The following is a 21,061-nucleotide window of genomic DNA, read 5'->3' as shown; positions in this document are numbered from 1 at the left end:
TGAAATAATCAGACTTCAGCACGCTTTTTTTTGCAGCAGCTGTGGAAAATTGAAAGAATATTCAGTATGGTTCAAATAACCGCTAGTTTGGTTCAATTATTTTTTCTACGGTTCAATTCTTCACTCAATTGAATCAATTCCGATCACATACCCGCATTCTTCATCCATCGCACCACCAAAAACAATAAAACCCCTGCCTGAGCAGGGGTTTCGTCATTTAATCGTCATTATTCATTCCAGCAAACATGAGCACGAAGCGTAGAAGCTCCAATACAGCGACCAATGCTGCTGCTACATATGTCAGTGCAGCGGCATTAAGGACTTTTCTTGCCTGGCGCTCTTCGTTGTTGCGGATCATACCAGTGGATACGATCTGATTCATCGCCCGGCTGCTCGCGTTAAATTCGACCGGGAGTGTGACCAGCTGAAAGAGAACCGCGGCTGCCATGAAGATAATACCCACTAAAAGAAGGTTAGCAGAGGCGAAAATAGCTCCTGCAATGATCAAAAGATAAGCAAAGTTGGAACCTAAGTTAGCAACCGGCACTAGTGCATGCCGGAAACGCAGCGGCGCGTAGCTTTCCTTATCCTGAATGGCATGGCCGACTTCGTGGGCGGCTACTGCAGATCCTGCAATGGAATGGCCGTAATAGTTTTCTTCGGATAGGCGGACAACTTTTGAACGCGGGTCATAATGGTCGGACAGCCGCCCTCTGACCGGCTCAACCGCGACATTGTATAGCCCGTTGCGGTCCAGTATTTCACGGGCGACTTCCGCCCCTGTTTTTCCGGTTGAGTTTTCAACTTTTGCGTACTTTTTATACGTGCTTTTCACCCTCATCTGTGCCCAGATCGGGATGATCAGCAACAATGCAAAATAGATGAGAAAAGACATTTATAGCATTCCTCCACTATAGTAATTACTTTAATTTTATGATTATCGCCATATATATGTCAATCAGAATGCTTTACCGCTTATCTACAGCCTTCACGTTTTCCTTCTCCGCTTTGTATTTTCTCCATCCTACATAAAATAATGTAGAGAAGATGATTCCCCCGATGGAAAAGATCAGCCAGAACAGGGAAGGTTCAGAGTTGTCTTCTTTTGCAGCAAACAGGTTTTCAAAATCGGCTCTAACGGATTCAAGTTTCTTCTTGTCCGCTGAGGATGTGAAAATGCTGGTCCGGCTGCTGTCGATGAACTCGATATCTTTATCCACCTGATCAAAAAATGTATCTTCAACGTCCATGCTGACTGCCGGGCGGATCATGGCGTAGTTGAACAGAAACTCGTTTGCCGCCTCCTGGTATTCCTGATTATGATTCTTCCGTAAAGCCAGCTGCATGTGCTTTAATGGATTGATGAGCTGATACTCCGTTTGTTTCCACAGCGGCTGATGATCGGAAATCAAGGCGTCGACAAGCAGCCTTACACCTGTAAGCCGGTGGAGTTTAACGTCGCGCGGTTCTTCAGCTCTTCCAAGCGTTTCGATTGTATCTTCTACTGTGGCATCAACCATGCGGATTTTATCTTCAGCCAATTCGGACTTCAGGGCGCCCTTACCAAATTGAGATGACAAATAGAAAAGGACTTCGCTCGCTTCTTTATACCGTTCCTCTTTGGCAAGCTCCAGCGCTTTATCCGATAATTGAGTGACGTTTTCAAGGCTGCTGGTCTGTCCGCCGTTCGCGTGCGCAGCAATCGGAAGACTAACCAGCAGTAAACTGAACACAGCGGCAAATTTAAATTTCATTCCTTGTCCCTCCCATACGGTATAACAAATCATATGAGGAAACGGACAAGGTTAGACCTTTATTTGCCGGAGTGAGCCGGCTTCTCCCTCGTTAAATAATACACAAGGACGACGGATACCACACTGAGCCAGAAGGTAAGATATCCGATCAGCTGCATATGTTCCCAGAGTACGTCGTACCTCGGCATCATACCATAAACATAATCGATAATTTCGTTATGAAATACCCAGAGGCCCGCTACCGCCAGATGCCGGAGCTGAATTCGATAGTACGGTGTATAAAGGAGGCCTTCGATCGCCATCCCCAGATGGGAAACGATGAGCATATAATTGGCCCAATACATAGGAGGATCGACTACACCGCCGGCAATATTCATACCAACCGCCCAGATTCCGTACTTAAAAAGGCTTACCGCGGCCAGTGCTTCGATGTATGGCAGGTTTTTTCCGAAAAGAAACGCAATGAGCACGAAGACAAAGAACAGACTGGCCGTCGGGCTGTCTGGCACAAAAAGAACAAACTTCAGCGGTGTTTCAGCGAGCTGGTCTTTATACCAGTAATATCCATAGGCCGTTCCAAGAATATTGATGATAAGCAAACTGGACAGGAACCATTTTTGCTTCAAAATTCCATAAAGATAAATCATTCTTTTTCTCCTCACTTGCCGATGATGTAAAAAAAGCCGACTCTGCAAGCCAGCTTTTTTTGATGTTTATTTTTTCAGTTTTGAAATGAATGTGGCCAATTTTTTCAAATCGGCTTCATTGCCTTTATAAGCGTTTGCAGGCATAGCCCCTCGCCCTTCTTTGGCGATCTTCATGATCTGTTCAGGTTTTAAACCGGTTCCAATAAGTGATGGCCCCGTTCCGCCTGTCAATTCTGATCCATGGCAGCCTACACAGGACTGGCCTTTGAATACTTGATAGCCGGGATCGTTCTTGTCGATGTTGGTCTCCACGATTTTACCCTGTTCTTTCGCCTTTTCCCAGTCATGGGTAACAACGGACTCCCATGTTAAATATGTAATGGAAATAAGGGCAAGCAGCATTAATCCTGTAGCAACAGGACGGCGTGAAGGACGGCGTTCCGGCCCTCTGTCCAGCCATGGTGCGAGCAGCAGCGCTCCGAAAGCAAGTCCAGGAATAACAATCGTTCCGATTAAAACGTAATCACCGGCAGCATACTTGTATTTCAAGAGCTGATACAAGAATAGGAAATACCAGTCAGGAAGCGGAATATATCCTGCATCTGTCGGATCTGCTTTACGCTCCAGCGGAGATTCGTGAGAAATGGTTAAGATTAAATACCCTATTAAAAAGACGGCACCTACCATCCATTCTTTCAAAAGGAAGTTTGGCCAAAACGCTTCCGTTTTTCCGGGATACTCAGAGTAATCCTTCGGAATGTTCGGCTTGCGCTCTGCAGGAACACGGGAGTCTCCTACAAACTTCATTCCTTTGCCTCGATGCATCTTTCTCCCTCCCTTTTTTAGCGTCTAGAAGCTTATCTGCTCTGACGCAGATGAGCTTTATCTGCCAAGATATATCTCTGATGTAGAGAATGGTCACTCAATTTTAAAAATAAAGACAATTAAAAAAGCAATTTTACAGCGGACCTGAGATACCCTGTTTGCGGATCATGATAAAGTGGGCACCCATGAGCGCGAGCAGTGCAGCCGGCAGGAAGAATACGTGAATCGCAAAGAAACGCGTTAATGTCTGTGCTCCGATGATTTCTCCGCCTGCTAGGAATGTTTTCGCGATCGGTCCGATCACAGGAATTGTTTCTGCGATCTGAATCCCTACTTTTGTAGCGAACAGCGCTTTCATATCCCATGGCAACAAATAGCCTGTGAACCCAAGTCCAAGCATAACACCAAAAATTAATACTCCCACTACCCAGTTCAATTCACGAGGTTTTTTGTAAGCGCCCTGGAAAAATACGCGCAAGGTATGTAAAAACATCATAACAATTACCAAGCTGGCTCCCCAGTGGTGCATTCCTCTTACGATGACACCGAATGCCACCTGATTCTGCAGATAATATACAGATTCCCAGGCATTCACAATATCCGGAACATAGTACATCGTTAAGAACATTCCAGACAAGATTTGGATTACCGTAATAAAGAACGTTAATCCTCCGAAACAATAAACGAACGCGGAAAAATGATGGGCCGGGTTAACGTGCTCTGGCACTTCATGGTCAGCCACATCGCGCCAAAGCGGCGTAATATCCAAACGCTCGTCTACCCAATCGTAAATTTTTTGCAGCATCTATTACGCCCCCTTTCGTGGTTTTGCCTTTCCTAGATACAACTTTCCGTCCTTCACCTTGCTGTCATAAACATCAAGAGGCGCAAGCGGCGGTGTACCTTTAATATTCGTACCGTCTTTCTCATAACGGCCTCCGTGGCAAGGACAATAAAATTGGCTTGGGTGGCTTGGATCAGTGTTCCAGTCGATGGTACATCCCAAATGCTTGCAAACCGGTGAAAGCGCTATTAATTCGCCCTTGCCGTTTTTGTAGACCCACGCAGATTGGGTGACCTCTGATTCGTACCATCCGTCTTTTTGCTTGATTTTAAAGTTAAATCGTTTTGGTTCCTTGCCGATCTTGCTGACTTCAGTAACCGCTACCATATCCTGGTCCGCACCCTTTTCAAGGATGGGGTCGATGGCAAAACGCACCATTGGCATAAGCATCCCTGCAGCCATGAACCCTCCGACACCGGTCAATGTGTAGTTCAAAAACTGGCGTCTGGAGATATCTTCCTTAGACATTTCGTTTCCCCCCCTTGCTGTAAATAAAGTCCATCCGGACAATTGTTTTACACACATATTACTAGGACATTAACATGATAGCGTAAGTTGTCTTTTACTGTCAATATGAACATGTATCTCCAGTGCTTGGTTTTTTAGCTTTCCTGCCACTTATGAAGGATGATCTGAAACAGCTGTTTGACCTGTTCTTTAACGATTTCTTCCTTATATGACGAGTCCATCGTCTCCATCGGTATGACAGGCATCCAAAGGAGTGTTTCTTCTAGCTCATGTTCAGCTTTTTTCCAATCGGCATCACTCGTCAAGAAAAAAATATGGCGGAACCCTTCTTCCTTAAGTTCACTGACCCATGAGTGGAGCCGGGCCATGAGAGCTACTTCACTTTCCAGCTTCAAATAGGTAAAGGAAGGCATGAGAAACAAGCGCCCGTGCAGCTGACGTTCTGTCTCTTCTGCAATGAGAAGGGAATAATCAGCCATCCCTGCGCTTGTCCTCATGGAAGGGCCGAAAGAAAGAGGCTGAAGGGGAATGATGACAGTATCCACAAACTCTTTCGACTGCTGATAAATATTAATATCACCTGAACTCCATTTCATCTGTGAAACTCCTTTTATGTAAAAATAGTTTAATATGTATTCCATCGTATCAAAAAAAACAAAATAAAACCCTCTTTTTAAAAAAGAGGGTTACAATTTTCTAAGTTCTTCGGTAAGCTGCTGGAAAGTTTCTTCATCTTTTTGGTCCAGCGCACGGTCAATGTTAACGAGTATTTTCTGTTTTTTAAATTGGGATACCGATTGGTCAAGAATCAGTTCTGCCCACAGTCCATATTTCCGGTCTGTTACCATATTGTCAGGCAGATGCGGATTTTCTTCCAGTACCGAGGCATACTCGGGCGTCAATCTTGAAGAATTAAAGTTTAGTTCAATAAAGATGTCTTCTTCCTGGTTAAGCCGGATATCGTGGAATGATTTTTCTGCATCCGTTGTCAAGACATTCTGTTTATAAAAACGGAATGGAACACCATCGGTACATTGAGCGGACATAATAATGGCTTTAGGGCAATACTCTGCTTTCTCCACAAAGTGAACCTTTTCCATGAGCTGGTCGTCACTGACAAGGTAGTTTAACAACCAGACGCACTCACGTTTTTTTAGTTGATAATGATTTAAAAACCATTTAATAAAATCCTTCTTTTCAAGGACAGAAACGGTGCTGCTCATTGTGATCCCCCCATCATTCCTAACCAAAGTATATTACTTTAGTATATTCTTGCCCTGCTTGATAAATCCTTCTAACCGGAAAGAATATTTACAGAAAAAAGCGGGTTGATTAGTACTCTTCCAGCCGGCTGATTATTTCTTCAACATGGTGAAGGTTCGGGTTCAATGACAAGGCTTGTTTCAGGATGCCGGCTGCCTTTACAGGTTCCCCTTCTTCGATCAGAAACATGCCATACTCTTCCAAGAAGACTTCATGGTTCGTGAAGGAAGGAAAGGCCGCTTCGTATTGTTCTCTGGCCTGTTCATATTCTTCTGCTTCTTTGTATGCAAAGGCCAGATCCCAGATCATCTCCGGCGTTTCGTCACCCTGCTCTGCAACATGTGTGAGCAGTTCGACCATGTCAGCAAAACGTTCTTCTTTTTTAAGCATGGAAGACAAGTGAAGGACAGCTTCAGCGTTTGAAGGATTGAGCGCGATAACCTCCCTCGCATACTTTTCGCCCTCTTCTCTGTTACCTGTCCGGTACATGAGGCGTGCGGCACGTACTTTAAGGTCTTCGTTGAATTCATCCTTGCTGATTCCTTCCCGGATCGCCTCGATCGCCTCGTCAAGTGCCCCCTCTTCCTCATAGGATGAAGCAAGCAAAGGATAAAGCGTCGTATACTCAGGGTCCAGTCCTTTTAATTCTTCAAGCGCAGATATCGCCGTTTTATACTCCCCTGTTTTATACGCGGTCAAACCGTATCCAAACAGACTGTGCAGTTCTTTTTTGGATTCCAGGCCTTTTTTATAATAGTCAAGAGCTTCTTCAAACTTACCGCCTCTGCTCAGCGCTTCGGCAAGCCTTAGGTAAAGATCCCCTTCGGGAAGAGTCGACGCAATCGGTTCGGCTTCCTTGAAGAAGGCAGCGCTTTTGATAAAATCGCCTCGTTCAAGATACAGTTCACCAAGAGCAAAAGCAAGAACTGGCTCATCCGGTTTGGTCTGCTTGGCTTTCAGGAGCTTTTGCTCCGCAACTTCATGGAGTCCTTGCATAAAATAAAGGTCAGCCTGCAATAGGAGCGATTGGACGTAAGAATCATCGTATGCACTGATCTGTCCCAGCATCTCCAGAGCTTCATCTTCCTTTTCCATCTCAATGAGCAGCTCGGCGGCAAAGATGCCGAGGTCGCCATCCTCCGGGTAAAAAGCTCTCAACTGAGCAACGATCTTCATCGCTTCCTCCAGATGTCCCCAGTTTTCATAAACCCTCGCAATATCATAGAGTGTTTGATGGTCGGCTTCTTTTGTAAGCATTTCGATAAGCTTCATGCCCTCACGGACATGTCCCATTTCAACAAGGGTGATGGCTTCTTGTAACTTTTCCAATAACAAAAACTCCTTCTCTTACGGCAATCTATTTTGTTTTCATTATACATGAGAGGGTGTGTTCACTTCAAAATCTACGATTCGCCTTCGCCCTTATATAGACAGGCTATGAGCGCACCTGCAAAGATATGAGTATAGGAAAACAAAAAAAAGCCCTGACTTTGAAAGCGCTGTCAGGGAAAACAATAATATGGATAGGAGTGGAGAGAAACCATATTAGTTATATTATAGCAGTAGCGCTTCAAAAATCAACAATATTTTTCGAAAATTTTGAATTTATCAAGAAAGAGGCCGAGCAGGCCCCTCTTCTCTGATGGATTTACACGGTTTCTTTTTCTGTGTTTCCTGACATCAGCAAATAATTTTCCAGATGCTCAATGATCTCCCCGTTCTGCTGCTTATCGCCGATCGTTATTCTGAGGCTTGTAGGAAAGCCCAGTGCTGATCCAGAACGCACAATGTAGCCTCTTTCAAGAAGATGCTGAAACAAAAGATTTGAGTCTTCCTTAAAATCAATTAGGATGAAATTCGCTTGAGACGGATAGTAATCCAATCCGCGTTTCTGGCAGAATTCATAAAATTGCTGCAGCCCTTCTCTGTTTCTTTCAGAGCAAGTGCTGATGAAATCCTGGTCTTTGATCGCAGCACGGGCTGCTGCCTGTGCAATGCGTGATGTGTTGAACGGCTCTCTGGCCGGTTCAATGGCTGTGATAAGTTTCTCATCACCGATTCCATAACCGATCCGGAGTGCAGCAAGTCCGTAAGCCTTAGAAAACGTCCGCAGGATCACCAAGTTCGGATATCGGTCCAAATAAGTGATGGTCTCTGGAAAATCTTCGGCTTCAACGTATTCATAATACGCTTCGTCACTCACTACGAGTACGTGCGGAGGAACTTCAGCCATAAATGTTTCAAACGATTTTTGATCAATGTAATGGCCGGTAGGATTATTCGGGCTGCACAGCCAAACGATTTTTGTTTGTCCGTCGATCGCTTTGAGCATCTCATTCAGGTCATGTTCTCCGTTAAGCAGCGGAACTTCACGAACTTCTGCTCCTTCAATCACAGCGTTATGCTTGTACTGAGGAAAGGTGTTCGCTGCCATGACCGTGTTCGTTCCTTCATGCAGAAAGCTTCGTGATAAGATCTGCACTACTTCGTCGGAACCATTGCCAAAAATCAAATTTCCTTTTTTTACTCCTAAAAATTCGGAAAGCTCCTCCCGCAGTTCAGCGCTGTAGCCATCAGGATACAGCCCTAAGTGAGCGGCTTCTGATACGATAGCGTCCTTAACCGAATGCGAGCTTCCGTATGGATTCTCATTTGATGCCAATTTAACGATTTTGTCCAGCCCGTACTCGCGCTTCACTTCCTCGATTGGTTTTCCCGGCTGATAGGGTTTTAAATTCAACAGCTGTGATTTTGCCTCCACAAAGACCCTTCCTTTCTGTTAACTGTAAACATTCAGCGGGACCAGTTTGGAAAGAAAGTCAGAGAACGTTTGAAGCGCCTCTCTTTTCTTGTCCTCCCTGAGAAGATCTGGTCCCAGCTCCTCAATTTTTGATACGATCGTGCTCCCCATGATAAAACCATCACATTTACCCTCAAATTGCTGCATCTGCTCTCTGCTCGACAAGCCGAAACCGATCAATACCGGAACCGAACTCGCAGATCTCGCTTCATCCAGAAAGCGGTCCAGGCCGTTGGCAAACGAAGTCCTTGCCCCGGTAACACCAAGTGAAGAGATGCAATAGAGAAAACCCTGTGCAGCCTCTCCGATTTCTTTTAGCCTTCCTTGAGAAGTAGTGGGCGCAGCGAGAGAAATGAAGCTTAGATCATGGGCGGAACATGACTTCTGAAGGTCTTTGCTTTCTTCAAAAGGCAAATCCGGCACAAGTAGCCCATCAATTTCGTTCTGTGATGCCAATTCAAAAAATTTCTGTTCTCCCAATTGTAACAAAAGATTGTAATAAGTAAAGATAATGACCGGAATGGTTAAACCGGCTGCGCGCATGTTTGCGACGAGCTTCATGGCTTTTTCCAAACTCATATCTTTTTCCAGCGCCCGTTTGGAAGCCCGCTGGATCACCGGTCCGTCTGCAAGGGGATCAGAATATGGAATACCCAGCTCCAGTGCATCCGCCCCTTCGTTTTGAAGAGCGAGAGCCAGGTCAACCGTTACCTCAGGAGAAGGATCACCTGCTGTGATAAAGGGTACGAACAATGGCGATTTCTTTGACTGAAACTCTTTCATTCTACTCCCCATGAGAGACTTCCTCCTTCTGCTGTTCAAAAAGTGTATGAACGTCTTTATCTCCCCTGCCGGACAGGCAGACGATGATGTTTTCGTGAGCACTCATGCTTCGTGCTTCTTTTAATGCTTGTGCCACAGCGTGTGCGCTCTCTAGCGCACATAGAATGCCTTCTTCACGGCAAAGGAGATTCAGTGCCTCAAGCGCTTCCTCGTCCGTGATGTTTTCATATTTGACACGTTCAGTTGATTTTAAGAAAGCATGTTCCGGTCCTACTCCAGGATAATCCAAACCTGCTGAGATGGAATAAGGCTCCTGGATCTGGCCTTCCTGCGACTGAAGCAGGTACGTAAGTGATCCATGGATAACACCGGCTGTCCCGTTCGCCATCGTCGCGGCATGTAAGCCGGTCAAGAGTCCTTTGCCTCCCGCTTCAACCCCGACAAGAGAAACATCTTCATCGACGAACGCTGAAAAAATACCGATCGCATTGCTGCCGCCCCCTACACAGGCCACCACTTTCTCAGGAAGGCTTCCCTCCTTTATTTGAGCAAATTGTGCTTTTGCCTCGTATCCGATTACACTCTGAAACTCTTTGACGATCTTCGGATACGGATGCGGTCCCACGGCTGATCCAATCATGTAGAAAGTATCTTCAACCGATGCAACCCACTGCCTGATCGCTTCATTCGTCGCGTCCTTTAACGTTTTTGTTCCGCTGCTCACTGGAATCACTTCCGCCCCCAGCAGTTTCATGCGGAATACGTTTAGAGCCTGACGGCGGATGTCTTCCTCGCCCATATATACTTTGCATTCCAAACCATACCTAGAAGCAGCAGTAGCAGCCGCAACGCCATGCTGTCCTGCTCCTGTTTCAGCGATGATCTTTTTCTTTCCCATCCTTTTTGCGAGCAGCGCCTGGCCGATCGCATTGTTGATCTTGTGGGCGCCAGTGTGGTTCAAGTCTTCTCTTTTCAGGTAGATGGATGCTCCGCCGGTCTTTTCACTCAGCTTTCCTGCATAGGTTAAAGGTGTAGGCCTGCCGGAGTAATCTGTCAGTTCATGCTGAAGTTCCTCCATGAACTCAGCGTTTTCAATCGCTTCACTAAAACCCTTCTCAAGGTCTTCCAAAGCAAACATGATGGTCTCGGGTACAAACTTCCCGCCAAACTCTCCATATCTTCCCCGGCTGTCAGGATATACTGTTTTCATATTGCATCATCATCCCTTCTAAATCCTTTATTTTTTTCCGGCTTTTTTTACCGTCTTCCTCAATTCCGCTGCTGATGTCTATGCCGTCCGGACTATAGCTCAGCAGTTTTGAAATGTTTTCTGCATGAATCCCCCCTGCAATAAAACAAGGTACACCTTGCCGTTCAGCCTCCTGTAAATACATCGGAACAGCATCCCAGTCAAAGGCTGTTCCTGTTCCTCCGTAAGCTCCCTCTACCCGGGCATCAATTACATAACCGTCTGCGACCCCGGCAAACTCTTTCAGGTTGTTCCATCCGCCTGGCTCGTGGCGTACGGCTTTCCAAATCGTTATTCCTGTTTTTTTCTTTAGTTCTTTTAGAAATCCGGGAGTTTCATCACCATGGCATTGAACGATATCTAAAGGCACGTTTACTAAAGCCGCCTGTATTTCATCAAGAGAAGGGTTCACAAATACTCCTGTTAATTGTTGTTTGAGCGGCTGATTTCCCCTCACCCATTTGCCCGCATCTTCAGGAGCTACCCTTCGTTTGCTCGGGGCAAAAATAAATCCTGCCAGATCTGCGCGTGACTCTTTTACAAGAAGCAGGTCTTCCTTGCTCCGGCATCCGCAAAATTTAAGAAACGGAGTCTTACCGGCCATACAGCGTCTTGATCCCTTCGGCCGGAGATGAAGCACGCATGAGCGTTTCGCCAACTAAAATCGCGTTGATGCTGTGACTGCGCAAGTAATGGAGGTCGTCAGTTTCTTTTATTCCGCTCTCACTCACGGTTAATATGCTCTCTGGAATATGGCTGGCGATGGCCGCTGTATGTTTTACATCCGTTTTGAACGTACGAAGATCCCTGTTGTTGATCCCGACGAGCTTTGGTGTGAACTGCTTCAGGACGCCTTCCAGTTCCTCTACAGAGTGAACTTCCACCAGGCATTCCAGATCATGCTCATGAGCAAACTCGTACAATCCGTGCAGCTTTTGCGGTGTCATGGCAGCTGCGATCAGCAAAATCGCATCAGCGCCGATATGAGCACTCTCGAGCACTTGGAGCTTGTCGATAATAAAGTCTTTTCTCAAGACCGGAAGAGAGACCATCTGTTTTACAGCGACCAGGTCTGCCGCATGTCCCTGAAAAAAACGCTGATCCGTAAGCACCGAGATTGCAGCCGCCCCTCCCTGTTCATATTCAGCAGCAATCTCTGCAGGAACGTAATGCTCCTTAATCGTCCCCTTTGAAGGCGAAGCTTTCTTAACTTCAGCAATGAGCGCAGGCGCATTTTCTGATGTTCTGATCGCCTCATAGAGAGATGCCTTTTTTCTGTTATGTTTTATAGTGAAGTTGTTTTCAAGCTTTGTGATTTCTTCCTTTTTTTGATCAAGAATTTGTTGCAGCATAAGGCAATCCTCCTGTTTGGTTCTGAATCATTTCTAAATGGCGGCTGGCTTTCCCCGTTGCAATAATGTCCCGTGCCAGTTTAACCCCTTCATGGATGGTTGAGGCTCTTCCTGTCAAATATAAAGAGGCTGCGGTATTATAGATCACGATATTTTGTGCAGAAGCAGAAGCTTTACCGCTCAGAACTGCTTTGATCAGGGCTGCGCTCTCCTGGCTGGAGGCCACCGTCACCTCTTCTAAAGTTCCATATGGGAGTCCTGCATCTTCAGGAGTGAGTGTGAATTCGTTCACGTTCCCATTATCCACTTGGAAAAAGTGTGTCGGTGCGAATATGGAGCATTCATCCAATCCGTCTGCTCCTGTAACCACTAAGGTTCTCTGCTCTTTGAAATCAGCAATCGCATGCGCCATTTTTTTTGCCGTTTCCTTGTTATAGGCACCGATCAGCTGATGTGTTGGATGGGCCGGGTTGCATAACGGACCGAGAATATTAAAAACCGTTCGGAAAGACAGTCCCTTTCTTGTTTTGCTCGCATGCCGGAGTGCCGGATGATAGTTTGGCGCAAAAAGGAAACATAGAGAGAACTTCTCCAGACTCTCTGCGATTTCAGACGCATCGCCGCTTGATCCGATCCCGAGCTGCTGAAGCACGTCTGCGCTTCCGCTTTTCGATGTAACAGCTGAATTGCCGTGCTTGGCAACTTTAATGCCCGTTGATGCGAGCAATAAGGAAGACGCAGTGGATATATTAAAGGTTGACGCCCCGTCTCCGCCTGTTCCGCACGTATCAAGGATTTGCGGATATTCCAGGTGAAGCGGCACGGTATGATCCAATATTGAAGTTGAGAATCCAACGATTTCTTCGATGGTTTCCCCCCGCAGCCGGAGTATGGTCAGCAAACTGGAAAGCTGGACTTCCGTCACTTTTCCTTCCAGTATTTCGTTCATCATTTCGTAGGCTTCTTTTTGTGAGTAGGTTTCTCCAAGAATTCCTTTTTGGAGAAGTTCTTTGACGGCCATTGCAATCCCTCCTTAAGATTATAAATGTAATAAGGCAGCAACGATCCGTTCATGTAGGGGATAAATAAAAAGATAGACATAACATTGTGATTATTCACCTCCATCAAAAATGGAGAATGAATGAGGCGAAAAAGAGGTACAAAAAAACCCATGCACGAAGAGGCATGGGTACTATGTATTCATAACCCTCTGCTCGGCTCCACTCATCATTCTCAACTATTCTCATCTCTCAACTAAACTGCTCTCTGGGCTAAATCATTCTGAAAATCCAAATCGTTAAAACACAAGATAAAGCATTACGCACAGTTTGTCAACCCAAAGGGCTGTGCATTTCTGAACTAGACAAGCGGTTTCTGATAAAGAAAAGCTTCCCTTGGCTGCAGATTAAAGCGGCCGGGGTGAAAGATCTGTTCCGTGCTGCCCACGAACAGATAGCCTCCGGGGCGCAATGACTCTGAAAACTTATGAAACAATGCTTCTTTTGCATCTTCTGTAAAGTAAATCATAACATTACGGCAAACGATGAGATCAAAGCTCTTCTCAAAGGCATCTGCCAATAAGTTATGCTGTTTAAACACAATTGGTTTTTTTAGTGCTTCCGTAACCGTAAACCCTCCAGCTTCTTGCCGAAAACTGCTGTTCCTGACTGACTCAGGCACGTTCTTAATCGATGTTTCAGCATATAAGCCCTCCTTTGCCCTTCGCAGCGCAAGCTCATCGAGGTCCGTTGCCAGAATGGAATAGGTGATGTTCCGTCCTGTTTTCTGCAAAAGCGAAGCAAGGGTGTAAGGCTCCTCTCCCGTTGAACATGCGGCACTCCAGATCTTCAGTTTGTTCGTCCTGCTTAAAAGGTCTGGTATGATCTTATCCTTCAAAACCATCCATCGTTCCGGATTCCGATAAAACTCCGAAACATTGATCGTCATCCGGTCAAGTAATTCATCCAGCAAGCAGCGGTCTTTCATAAGAGCTTTCGAAAAGACAGAGAAACTTTCAAAGCTCTTCTTGTCACGAAAAGCAGTGAGGCGCCTCTTCATCTGTGCCTCTTTATACAGTGACAGGTCAATAGATGTTATAGATTGAACGTCTTTAATAAAATTTGAATAATCTTGATCCACGTTTCTTACCCCTTTATGCATAGCGTTACTTTAACTATCGGCAAATAAGAAATATTCCTTAACGCTAAACACGCCAAATAAAAAAACCAGCCGTGGCCGGCTGGTTTATAACGCTTACATTAAATCCAAGAAGAAACCGCTTTTTCGTAATTGACAAGTTCTTCTTCCTTGAAGAAAAGACCAATTTCACGAACAGCACTTTCAGGAGAATCAGAACCGTGAATGATGTTATTGCTTACGCTTACGGCAAAATCTCCGCGAACAGTTCCTGCAGCTGCTTCTGAAGGATTGGTTTTTCCCATCATGTTACGAGCAGTAGCAATCACGTTATCTCCTTGCCATACCATAGCCAAAACTGGACCAGAAGTGATGAAGTTTACCAACTCGCCAAAGAACGGACGCTCTTTATGTTCTCCGTAGTGGTTTTCTGCAAGCTCACGTGAGATTGTCATCAATTTGGCTCCAGCAAGCTGAAATCCTTTTTTCTCGAATCTTGAAACAATCTCTCCGATCAAATTGCGCTGTACACCATCTGGTTTTACCATTAGAAACGTTTTTTCCATAATAGTTCTCCCCTATCTTCTATGTATTGGTTCAGGGCTTGTAAGCTAGCTGTGACCCCTAGAAAATAGTATCAAAAATAGTACGATTTAGCAATGAGCTAAAATTTGCGCTTTCCAATATATTTGGCAATCTTGATCATGCTGTTTCTTGCCTGTCCTGCCGGAAGCTGATCGGCGGCGGCAAATGCATCTGCCAGATAGGATTGGGCAGCCATGGAAGCTTTCTGAATGGATCCGCTTTTTTTGATCTGAGCAATAATGCCGGAAAATTCACCCTCATCCCAGGTTTGATAATAACGCTGGATACTGCCTTTTAATTCTGGTATCTGGTCCATTGCATAAAAAACAGGAAGGGTAATGTTTCCCTGCTTCAAGTCGCCGCCTGCAGGTTTGCCCAATTCTTTTTCAGTTGCTGTAAAATCCAGAATGTCATCCGTGATCTGATAAGCCATGCCAACGGAATAGCCAAAACGGTACAGCTGTCTTTGCAGCTGAACAGAAGCATTGGAAGCAATAGCTCCAAGCTGGCAGCTGATAGCGATCAAGAGGGCTGTCTTTCTTTTGATGCGCCGCAAGTATTGTCTTATGTTCTGATCCAGATCAAACTGCTCTTTGATTTGCTGGATCTCACCAAGACACATCTCTTTCATGGAATAGGACAAGACTTGATGTGCTGCAATCTGGCTGACATTGGTCATCATCTCAATCGCTTTGGCAAACAGAAAGTCCCCTGTATACATCGCCACTTTGTTGTCATACTCAGCTTTAACCGTCTTTGCCCCTCTTCGCAGCTCGGCATCGTCAATCACATCATCATGGACGAGTGATGCCATATGTATGGTTTCCAGTGCGGCAGCAACTTTCTTCACACTGCGGATATCGTATTCGCCGAAATGTGCGGAAAGCAGTACGAAAACAGGCCGGATTCGCTTGCCACCAGCTTTCAGAAGCTGGCTTCCAGCCTTTTGCAAGATAGGGTGGTCTGCTGATATCGATTGCTCCAGCTCGGATTCAATCTGAAGCAGATCTTTTTTTACATGTGAATAGAGTTCAGTCAGTTTCATAGCTTTCACCTAAATGCCCTGTAAGGAGTAGTTAAAAAAAGTAAATTCGGGAACCGTCTGAATCAGTGAATGCTTATGGGCCAGCTCAAAATAATGCTTCAGCCCTTTCAAATGGCTTTCCCCGAAATCATAATTGATGCCATGAAAATAGTTTGCCCAAAAAGAGTATTCCCCTCCATGGGCAGGCAGGATATGGCTGATCATCTCATGATATTGGTCTGACTTTGTCTTTTGTTTGCTCTCTGACATTTCAAATAAGAGCTTCTCCAGAAGAGCCGGCTCTCTTTCAATGCTGTCGTTTCGCACGGCCATGACGGCATAGGTCATCGGAAGCTCTGTATGCTTATACCACAGTTCCCCCAGATCATACACATGAATTTCTTTCTCCTGCCGCCAGTCGGCTTTAATGGCATCCTCCCCGATCAGCAGGCAGGCTGAATGATTCTGCAGCATCTGATCATAGTCTGGTGCCATCGTTTCATAGACAGGATCAAGTCCGTAAAATTCTTTAAGGATCACTTTCAAAAGAACGACCGAAGTTGCAGAACTTGAAGTAAGTGCGATGCTCTTTCCGTCCAGATCTTCAATGGCTGTTTTTGAGAACAATAGAATAGATCCTACCTTACCGAAAGTCGATACGGATAAATTAGGGAAAAGGCTGTATTGATGGCTGTTTTCACCAAAAGAAAAGGAAGAAATACCGCCAAGGTCAATTTCCCCCCTGGCCATTCTCCGGTTCAGCTCAGCCGGTATCTGCGGAATGAACTCCGCTCCGGTATTTTCAATCTCTTTTTTATTCAAATAGAAAAATAGAGGAAGGATGTTTGTATATTTAATCTCGCCGATATTGAGCGCCATTACTCTCCCCACCTTTTAAATAAATCATGTTGCACGCCGAGGCTGTCCAGCGCTTTGCCGACTAAGAAATCAACAAGGTCGTCAAGGGTCTTCGGCAGCTGATAAAAACCAGGCATCGCAGGCAGGATCTTGCCGCCTGCCTGTGATACTTTAAGCATGTTCTCCAGATGAATACTGTTTAGCGGTGTTTCACGCGGCACGAGTACGAGCTTTCGCCCCTCCTTAAGCATTACATCCGCCGCCCTCTCAAGCAGGTTGCCGGACGCTCCGTGTGCGATTCCTGACAGTGTACCCATCGAACAAGGAATGATGATCATGCCGCTGTTCTGATAGGAGCCAGAAGCAATCGGAGCTTTAAAGTCTCTTAGCGTATGATAGTGAAGTTCGCCGCTGCTCCCCTGTATAAAGTATTCTTGAAGAATGCTGCCGCGGTCTGTTGTATCCCATCCGAGCTCTTCGTGAAAAACCTGCCAGCCGGCTTCAGTGACCATGAGGTGCACTTTATGGCCGCCCTTCAGCAGTTCCTGAACAAGGCGTACACCATATACAGCTCCGCTCGCTCCCGTAATTCCTACGGCAAAATTTTTCATAGCAGCAAATCTCCCAACGAGAAAATAAACATAACGACGCTCAGGATTCCATTCATCGTAAAAAAGGCAACGTTCAGCTTCGACAGATCTTCCGGAGAAACCATCGAGTGTTCATAGATCATGATCGCTCCTGATAAAAACACGCCGGCAAAGTATACCCAGCCGAACGATGAGACCGCGCCGAGAACTAAGAAAGCCGAGAAGCTGACGACATGGAAAAAGCGTGCGATGAAAAGTGCCTTTGGAATCCCAAAATAAGAGGGAATGGAATACAAGCCGTGGTTCCTGTCATAATCCGCATCCTGCGTGGCATAAATCACGTCGAATCCTGCCGTCCAGAACAAGACACCTGCATAGAGCAGAAAGGCTTCAGCAGAAAGGGTTCCCGTTGCTCCAACCCATCCTCCAAGCGGGGCGAGAGCGATCGTTGCACCGAGAATGACGTGGCATAAGTATGTAAAACGCTTCGTATAGGAATAGAATACTAGAAAAAATACAGCCAGAGGCAAAAGCCATACGGAAAGAAGGTTAAGCTGTGAAGCACTTACAAACAGCAGAACAAAAGAACCGGCAATAAACAGCACAGCTTCTTTCTTGCTGATTAACTTTGCAGGAATAGCCCTCGTCGCCGTTCTGGGATTTTTTTGGTCGATCCTGGCATCGATGACACGGTTGAGCGTCATCGCAGCGCTTCTCGCGCCTACCATCGCCAGTGTAATCCAGATCCATTCCGTTATGGACGGAAAAGTTCCTTCTTCCACTACATTTCCGAGAATCGCCCCCAAAAATGCAAATGGAAGCGCAAATAAAGTATGTTCAAACTTTATCATTTCAAGAATGATAGCTAATTTCTTATACACGAGCGATCTCTCTTTCTATGTTTGTTTAATTCCCATGTGCATAGCCGCCGTTCCGAACGTATATGGCTTAACTGTAACTTGGGATAACCCCGCTTCTTCAAATAACGCCTTCAATTCATTCCTATCAAGGAATTCTCCGGCAGATTCCTGAAGCCAGGAATATTCATTATAGCTTTTTGCCAGAAGTCTGCCGAGAAACGGCATGACGACCGAAAAATAAAAACGGAAGACATGCTTTACGATCGGTGTGGTCGTCTGAGAAGTTTCCAAACAGACCACTCTGCCTCCCGGTTTAACCACGCGTTGCATCTCCTTGATTACCTGGAGATAATCCGGAACGTTCCGAAGACCGAACCCGATGGTCACGTAATCGAACGTATTATCGGGAAAAGGCAGTTCCATAGCATTCCCGTGGATCAGCTTTACATTTGGGCACTTCAGCTCCGAAAGCTTTTTCTTGCCGACTTCCAGCATGTTCTTGCTGAAATCCAGTCCGGTTACCGACCCGGATGCTCCGACCGCTTTCGCGAGAGCGATGCTCCACTCCCCTGTGCCGCAGCATACATCGAGCGCACGGCTTCCTTCTTTCACAGCCATGCGTTTCATCGTATCATTGCGCCATCTCGTATGCTGCTTAAAGCTGATCACGTTGTTCATAAAGTCATATTGACCTGATATTTTTTCAAAGACCGAATGGACCCGCTGTTCTTTTAATTGTTCCATCGCTTATCCTTCCTCCGGCAATAAATAGTGAGGTGCTTCAAGCAGTGCCCTCATTCTCTTTTCCATGACAGCTCTTAAGGTAGCCGGCTGCTTTTGTGTCTTAAGTTTGTGGCGGGCTAGCAGCAGATCATTTTTAATCTGATGGTGATAATCTAAAAAAAGAGGATCAGGGCATTGAGAAGCAGCAGAAACAAACAAGAACTCAGAGATAAACGGAATGAACTCTTCCTTGCCAAAGTGGCGTGCTACCCTTGTCAGGATACCAGCCTCCATGCTTTTGATTCCGTTTGTGATCTCATCAGGTTTTGATTGTTTGCTGTAAAAAAGCTTCATCTTGCTTTCGTTTACATCCTGAATCCCAAGTGAGAGTACCCGTATTAACGGAAGATCTTCACAGAGGGATAGCATAAAATAGTAGAGGCTGCTGTAATAGTCTCCCGCCAGAACGGTCAATTGCCGCTCTTTTACTTCGTCCTTTTGAATCTTCAGTATGTATTCATGCGTATCGAGTGCACTCTGGACGAGCATGACAGCTGCGTAATATTCCTGTAATTCCTCGCCTTCGTATCCGCTTTCTTTCAGAAGCGAATAGGCAATCAGGCATTTATCGTTATTGATCCGGGGAACATCGACATACTGCTTTAGAAAAGAATGTTCCATCGTTCGTAAAACATATTCATTTAACTTATTTATTTCTTGGATGATCTTCATGTCCCTGCCCCCACATCCTGCAAATACAGCTTACTCTATCTATTATTTATTATATCATACCGGCCATTCAATAATTGTTTACACCTTAAAGTATCAGGCGTAAAGAAAACTTGGCACAAGCCAAGCTTTTATACTTCCGTGTCAACTTCACCGTGCCGTGTATAAATGACCGCCTTGCCTCTTACTTTAACCGCAGATGTATGCTCAGTGAACTGAGCGAGCATGACCTCTCCCTTATCAAGCTTCTCTGAATGGTGGAACCTGGTCTCAGTCCCCCTGGTCAAGCCAATCACGTTAACTCCGTTTTCTTTCGCTTTAATCACAAAAAACTCATTCTCGTTCATTTTCTCGTTCGTTTTCATGCCGTACACTCCGTTTCTTTTAAATTAACCGCGTATAAACGTGAGCACTTCTGCTCTTGCAGCCGCATCCTTAACAAATATCCCTCTAACTGCAGAAGTTATGGTTTTTGAGCCGGGCTTTTTCACTCCGCGCATGGTCATGCACATATGCTCAGCCTCGACAACGACGATCACACCATGAGGTTCAAGCGTCTCTACGAGCGCATCAGCAACATCTGATGTAATTCTTTCCTGAAGCTGCGGCCTGCGGGTCACTGCCTCAACAGCTCTTGCAAGTTTGCTCAGACCGGTTACTTTTCCTCCTCTTGGGATATAGCCTATATGCGCTTTTCCAAAGAAAGGAACAAGATGGTGTTCACACATGGAATAGAACGGAATGTCTTTCACGAGTACCAGCTCTTCATGATCCTCTCCGAAGATCGTAGCAAAGTGCTCTTTCGGATCCTGGTTCAGTCCCTGAAACACTTCCTGGTACATTTTAGCCACTCTTTTCGGTGTATCAACAAGTCCTTCACGCGACGGATCTTCTCCAATGGCCTCAAGGATCATGGTAACTGCCTGTTCAATTTTTGCTCGATCGAATTCCTTCACTGCGGTAGCCTCCATTTTCATTCCTGCAACGTTTCATGTAGGTTCATTTTCACGTTTGCTGTACGTTTTTCTAAAACCGATTCTAGCATATGTAACAAGCAATGGCAAAAAAGGAGAGCTCATTCCACACTTTTAACACAAAAATAAAAGAACCGCATAATGCGGTTCTTGCTTGCCCTATGTATAAGATTATTTTAGAGCATCCTTAAGGGCTTTTCCTGGTTTGAAAGCAGGCACTTTGCTTGCTGCGATTTCGATCTCTTGACCAGTTTGCGGGTTGCGACCCTTACGAGCTGCACGCTCACGAACTTCGAAGTTACCAAAACCGATAAGTTGTACCTTGTCACCTTCTTTAAGTGTTTCAGCGATCGCCTCGAATACTGCATCAACAGCTTTAGTGGCATCCTTTTTAGAAAGTTGAGTTTGTTCAGATACTGTATTTACAAGATCAGTCTTGTTCATTCCATTCACCTCCTCTCAAAGAACGCTATTATCTATGCATTTGTTTTACGGCTGTCTTACTATCATAAAGCGCTGGGCCCTGTTTTATACAAGATTTACTAAATACTTTCGTAACAAGCCTTATATTAAACGATAAGTCATAAGAATTCAATA

At 45.4% G+C, this 21,061-nt stretch carries 26 protein-coding genes; all 26 read right to left on the bottom strand.

The window, feature by feature from the left end; genetic code table 11:
- Positions 1-217 precede the first annotated feature (217 nt).
- The gene (locus tag P4361_RS11095; RefSeq protein ID WP_053358072.1) at positions 218-895 is read right to left on the bottom strand and encodes a zinc metallopeptidase; all 678 of its coding nucleotides are present in this window, start codon (positions 893-895) and stop codon (positions 218-220) included.
- A gap of 73 nt (positions 896-968) precedes the next feature.
- On the bottom strand, positions 969-1,754 hold the full coding sequence (locus P4361_RS11090; protein ID WP_328089410.1) for a sporulation protein YpjB: 786 nt from the start codon (positions 1,752-1,754) through the stop codon (positions 969-971).
- Between the two features lie 59 nt (positions 1,755-1,813).
- On the bottom strand, positions 1,814-2,401 hold the full coding sequence (locus P4361_RS11085) for a DUF1405 domain-containing protein (RefSeq protein ID WP_062235403.1): 588 nt from the start codon (positions 2,399-2,401) through the stop codon (positions 1,814-1,816).
- 66 nt (positions 2,402-2,467) lie between these two features.
- Complete coding sequence (locus P4361_RS11080; protein WP_053358069.1) at positions 2,468-3,226, bottom strand: menaquinol-cytochrome c reductase cytochrome b/c subunit; 759 nt, start codon at positions 3,224-3,226, stop codon at positions 2,468-2,470.
- Between the two features lie 133 nt (positions 3,227-3,359).
- Positions 3,360-4,031 carry a menaquinol-cytochrome c reductase cytochrome b subunit gene (qcrB, locus tag P4361_RS11075; RefSeq protein ID WP_053358068.1) on the bottom strand — a complete coding sequence of 224 codons (672 nt, stop codon included), beginning with the start codon at positions 4,029-4,031 and terminating at the stop codon, positions 3,360-3,362.
- A 3-nt stretch (positions 4,032-4,034) separates the two neighbouring features.
- Positions 4,035-4,538: a ubiquinol-cytochrome c reductase iron-sulfur subunit gene (locus tag P4361_RS11070; RefSeq protein WP_062235401.1), complete on the bottom strand. Its 504-nt coding sequence runs from the start codon at positions 4,536-4,538 to the stop codon at positions 4,035-4,037.
- 134 nt (positions 4,539-4,672) lie between these two features.
- Positions 4,673-5,134, bottom strand: a complete 462-nt coding sequence (locus P4361_RS11065) for a YpiF family protein (RefSeq protein WP_328089408.1) — start codon at positions 5,132-5,134, stop codon at positions 4,673-4,675.
- Between the two features lie 90 nt (positions 5,135-5,224).
- Complete coding sequence (locus tag P4361_RS11060) at positions 5,225-5,761, bottom strand: ReoY family proteolytic degradation factor (protein WP_053358065.1); 537 nt, start codon at positions 5,759-5,761, stop codon at positions 5,225-5,227.
- Between the two features lie 109 nt (positions 5,762-5,870).
- Complete coding sequence (locus tag P4361_RS11055) at positions 5,871-7,130, bottom strand: tetratricopeptide repeat protein (protein ID WP_328089406.1); 1,260 nt, start codon at positions 7,128-7,130, stop codon at positions 5,871-5,873.
- A 319-nt stretch (positions 7,131-7,449) separates the two neighbouring features.
- On the bottom strand, positions 7,450-8,562 hold the full coding sequence (gene hisC / locus P4361_RS11050) for a histidinol-phosphate transaminase (RefSeq protein WP_328089404.1): 1,113 nt from the start codon (positions 8,560-8,562) through the stop codon (positions 7,450-7,452).
- An 18-nt stretch (positions 8,563-8,580) separates the two neighbouring features.
- Entirely contained in the window at positions 8,581-9,396 is an 816-nt protein-coding gene (gene trpA / locus P4361_RS11045) for a tryptophan synthase subunit alpha (protein WP_091004903.1), read from the bottom strand.
- Positions 9,386-10,594, bottom strand: a complete 1,209-nt coding sequence (gene trpB, locus P4361_RS11040) for a tryptophan synthase subunit beta (RefSeq protein WP_256225943.1) — start codon at positions 10,592-10,594, stop codon at positions 9,386-9,388. Before trpB ends, trpA begins: the two co-directional genes overlap by 11 nt.
- Positions 10,575-11,237, bottom strand: coding sequence for a phosphoribosylanthranilate isomerase (locus P4361_RS11035; protein WP_328089403.1), 663 nt, complete (start codon positions 11,235-11,237; stop codon positions 10,575-10,577). Before P4361_RS11035 ends, trpB begins: the two co-directional genes overlap by 20 nt.
- Positions 11,227-11,985, bottom strand: a complete 759-nt coding sequence (gene trpC / locus P4361_RS11030; protein WP_265410320.1) for an indole-3-glycerol phosphate synthase TrpC — start codon at positions 11,983-11,985, stop codon at positions 11,227-11,229. The genes P4361_RS11035 and trpC overlap by 11 nt, the downstream gene beginning before the upstream one ends.
- A complete protein-coding gene (gene trpD / locus P4361_RS11025) occupies positions 11,966-13,006 on the bottom strand; it encodes an anthranilate phosphoribosyltransferase (protein WP_328089402.1) in 1,041 nt (346 codons plus the stop codon). Before trpD ends, trpC begins: the two co-directional genes overlap by 20 nt.
- Before the next feature lie 338 nt (positions 13,007-13,344).
- Positions 13,345-14,145 carry a protein-glutamate O-methyltransferase CheR gene (locus tag P4361_RS11020; RefSeq protein ID WP_328089401.1) on the bottom strand — a complete coding sequence of 267 codons (801 nt, stop codon included), beginning with the start codon at positions 14,143-14,145 and terminating at the stop codon, positions 13,345-13,347.
- Positions 14,146-14,243: 98 nt separating this feature from the next.
- On the bottom strand, positions 14,244-14,687 hold the full coding sequence (ndk, locus tag P4361_RS11015) for a nucleoside-diphosphate kinase (protein WP_328089400.1): 444 nt from the start codon (positions 14,685-14,687) through the stop codon (positions 14,244-14,246).
- Positions 14,688-14,785: 98 nt separating this feature from the next.
- Positions 14,786-15,751 carry a heptaprenyl diphosphate synthase component II gene (hepT, locus tag P4361_RS11010; RefSeq protein WP_256225948.1) on the bottom strand — a complete coding sequence of 322 codons (966 nt, stop codon included), beginning with the start codon at positions 15,749-15,751 and terminating at the stop codon, positions 14,786-14,788.
- A gap of 9 nt (positions 15,752-15,760) precedes the next feature.
- Complete coding sequence (locus P4361_RS11005) at positions 15,761-16,609, bottom strand: menaquinone biosynthetic enzyme MqnA/MqnD family protein (protein ID WP_256225949.1); 849 nt, start codon at positions 16,607-16,609, stop codon at positions 15,761-15,763.
- The gene (locus tag P4361_RS11000; protein ID WP_062235368.1) at positions 16,609-17,199 is read right to left on the bottom strand and encodes a UbiX family flavin prenyltransferase; all 591 of its coding nucleotides are present in this window, start codon (positions 17,197-17,199) and stop codon (positions 16,609-16,611) included. Before P4361_RS11000 ends, P4361_RS11005 begins: the two co-directional genes overlap by 1 nt.
- Entirely contained in the window at positions 17,196-18,059 is an 864-nt protein-coding gene (locus P4361_RS10995) for a UbiA-like polyprenyltransferase (protein ID WP_082316216.1), read from the bottom strand. Before P4361_RS10995 ends, P4361_RS11000 begins: the two co-directional genes overlap by 4 nt.
- 15 nt (positions 18,060-18,074) lie before the next feature.
- Positions 18,075-18,782, bottom strand: coding sequence for a demethylmenaquinone methyltransferase (locus tag P4361_RS10990; RefSeq protein ID WP_053358052.1), 708 nt, complete (start codon positions 18,780-18,782; stop codon positions 18,075-18,077).
- A 3-nt stretch (positions 18,783-18,785) separates the two neighbouring features.
- Positions 18,786-19,493 (bottom strand): heptaprenyl diphosphate synthase component 1, encoded by a 708-nt coding sequence (locus P4361_RS10985; RefSeq protein ID WP_328089399.1) that lies wholly within the window; start codon positions 19,491-19,493, stop codon positions 18,786-18,788.
- Positions 19,494-19,621: 128 nt separating this feature from the next.
- Entirely contained in the window at positions 19,622-19,855 is a 234-nt protein-coding gene (gene mtrB / locus P4361_RS10980) for a trp RNA-binding attenuation protein MtrB (RefSeq protein ID WP_053358050.1), read from the bottom strand.
- A gap of 24 nt (positions 19,856-19,879) precedes the next feature.
- The gene (folE, locus tag P4361_RS10975; RefSeq protein ID WP_416054320.1) at positions 19,880-20,461 is read right to left on the bottom strand and encodes a GTP cyclohydrolase I FolE; all 582 of its coding nucleotides are present in this window, start codon (positions 20,459-20,461) and stop codon (positions 19,880-19,882) included.
- A gap of 174 nt (positions 20,462-20,635) precedes the next feature.
- A complete protein-coding gene (locus P4361_RS10970; protein WP_053358048.1) occupies positions 20,636-20,908 on the bottom strand; it encodes an HU family DNA-binding protein in 273 nt (90 codons plus the stop codon).
- Positions 20,909-21,061 lie beyond the last annotated feature (153 nt).

Origin of the sequence: Fictibacillus sp. B-59209 (assembly GCF_036216745.1) — a bacterium.
GTDB lineage: Bacteria > Bacillota > Bacilli > Bacillales > Fictibacillaceae > Fictibacillus_C > Fictibacillus_C marinisediminis.
The sequence above is the reverse complement of the archived record's forward strand: the minus strand, read 5'-3'. Positions and strand labels throughout refer to the sequence as shown.

Excerpts from the sequence above, each read along its gene's own strand:
- P4361_RS11095 (WP_053358072.1), bottom strand. The coding sequence starts at position 895 with ATGTCTTTTCTCATCTATTTTGCATTGTTGCTGATCATCCCGATCTGG.
- P4361_RS11090 (WP_328089410.1), bottom strand. The coding sequence starts at position 1,754 with ATGAAATTTAAATTTGCCGCTGTGTTCAGTTTACTGCTGGTTAGTCTT.
- P4361_RS11085 (WP_062235403.1), bottom strand. The coding sequence starts at position 2,401 with ATGATTTATCTTTATGGAATTTTGAAGCAAAAATGGTTCCTGTCCAGT.
- P4361_RS11080 (WP_053358069.1), bottom strand. The coding sequence starts at position 3,226 with ATGCATCGAGGCAAAGGAATGAAGTTTGTAGGAGACTCCCGTGTTCCT.
- qcrB (WP_053358068.1), bottom strand. The coding sequence starts at position 4,031 with ATGCTGCAAAAAATTTACGATTGGGTAGACGAGCGTTTGGATATTACG.
- P4361_RS11070 (WP_062235401.1), bottom strand. The coding sequence starts at position 4,538 with ATGTCTAAGGAAGATATCTCCAGACGCCAGTTTTTGAACTACACATTG.
- P4361_RS11065 (WP_328089408.1), bottom strand. The coding sequence starts at position 5,134 with ATGAAATGGAGTTCAGGTGATATTAATATTTATCAGCAGTCGAAAGAG.
- P4361_RS11060 (WP_053358065.1), bottom strand. The coding sequence starts at position 5,761 with ATGAGCAGCACCGTTTCTGTCCTTGAAAAGAAGGATTTTATTAAATGG.
- trpA (WP_091004903.1), bottom strand. The coding sequence starts at position 9,396 with ATGGGGAGTAGAATGAAAGAGTTTCAGTCAAAGAAATCGCCATTGTTC.
- trpB (WP_256225943.1), bottom strand. The coding sequence starts at position 10,594 with ATGAAAACAGTATATCCTGACAGCCGGGGAAGATATGGAGAGTTTGGC.
- P4361_RS11035 (WP_328089403.1), bottom strand. The coding sequence starts at position 11,237 with ATGGCCGGTAAGACTCCGTTTCTTAAATTTTGCGGATGCCGGAGCAAG.
- trpC (WP_265410320.1), bottom strand. The coding sequence starts at position 11,985 with ATGCTGCAACAAATTCTTGATCAAAAAAAGGAAGAAATCACAAAGCTT.
- trpD (WP_328089402.1), bottom strand. The coding sequence starts at position 13,006 with ATGGCCGTCAAAGAACTTCTCCAAAAAGGAATTCTTGGAGAAACCTAC.
- P4361_RS11020 (WP_328089401.1), bottom strand. The coding sequence starts at position 14,145 with ATGCATAAAGGGGTAAGAAACGTGGATCAAGATTATTCAAATTTTATT.
- ndk (WP_328089400.1), bottom strand. The coding sequence starts at position 14,687 with ATGGAAAAAACGTTTCTAATGGTAAAACCAGATGGTGTACAGCGCAAT.
- hepT (WP_256225948.1), bottom strand. The coding sequence starts at position 15,751 with ATGAAACTGACTGAACTCTATTCACATGTAAAAAAAGATCTGCTTCAG.
- P4361_RS11005 (WP_256225949.1), bottom strand. The coding sequence starts at position 16,609 with ATGGCGCTCAATATCGGCGAGATTAAATATACAAACATCCTTCCTCTA.
- P4361_RS11000 (WP_062235368.1), bottom strand. The coding sequence starts at position 17,199 with ATGAAAAATTTTGCCGTAGGAATTACGGGAGCGAGCGGAGCTGTATAT.
- P4361_RS10990 (WP_053358052.1), bottom strand. The coding sequence starts at position 18,782 with ATGGAACAATTAAAAGAACAGCGGGTCCATTCGGTCTTTGAAAAAATA.
- P4361_RS10985 (WP_328089399.1), bottom strand. The coding sequence starts at position 19,493 with ATGAAGATCATCCAAGAAATAAATAAGTTAAATGAATATGTTTTACGA.
- mtrB (WP_053358050.1), bottom strand. The coding sequence starts at position 19,855 with ATGAAAACGAACGAGAAAATGAACGAGAATGAGTTTTTTGTGATTAAA.
- folE (WP_416054320.1), bottom strand. The coding sequence starts at position 20,461 with ATGGAGGCTACCGCAGTGAAGGAATTCGATCGAGCAAAAATTGAACAG.
- P4361_RS10970 (WP_053358048.1), bottom strand. The coding sequence starts at position 20,908 with ATGAACAAGACTGATCTTGTAAATACAGTATCTGAACAAACTCAACTT.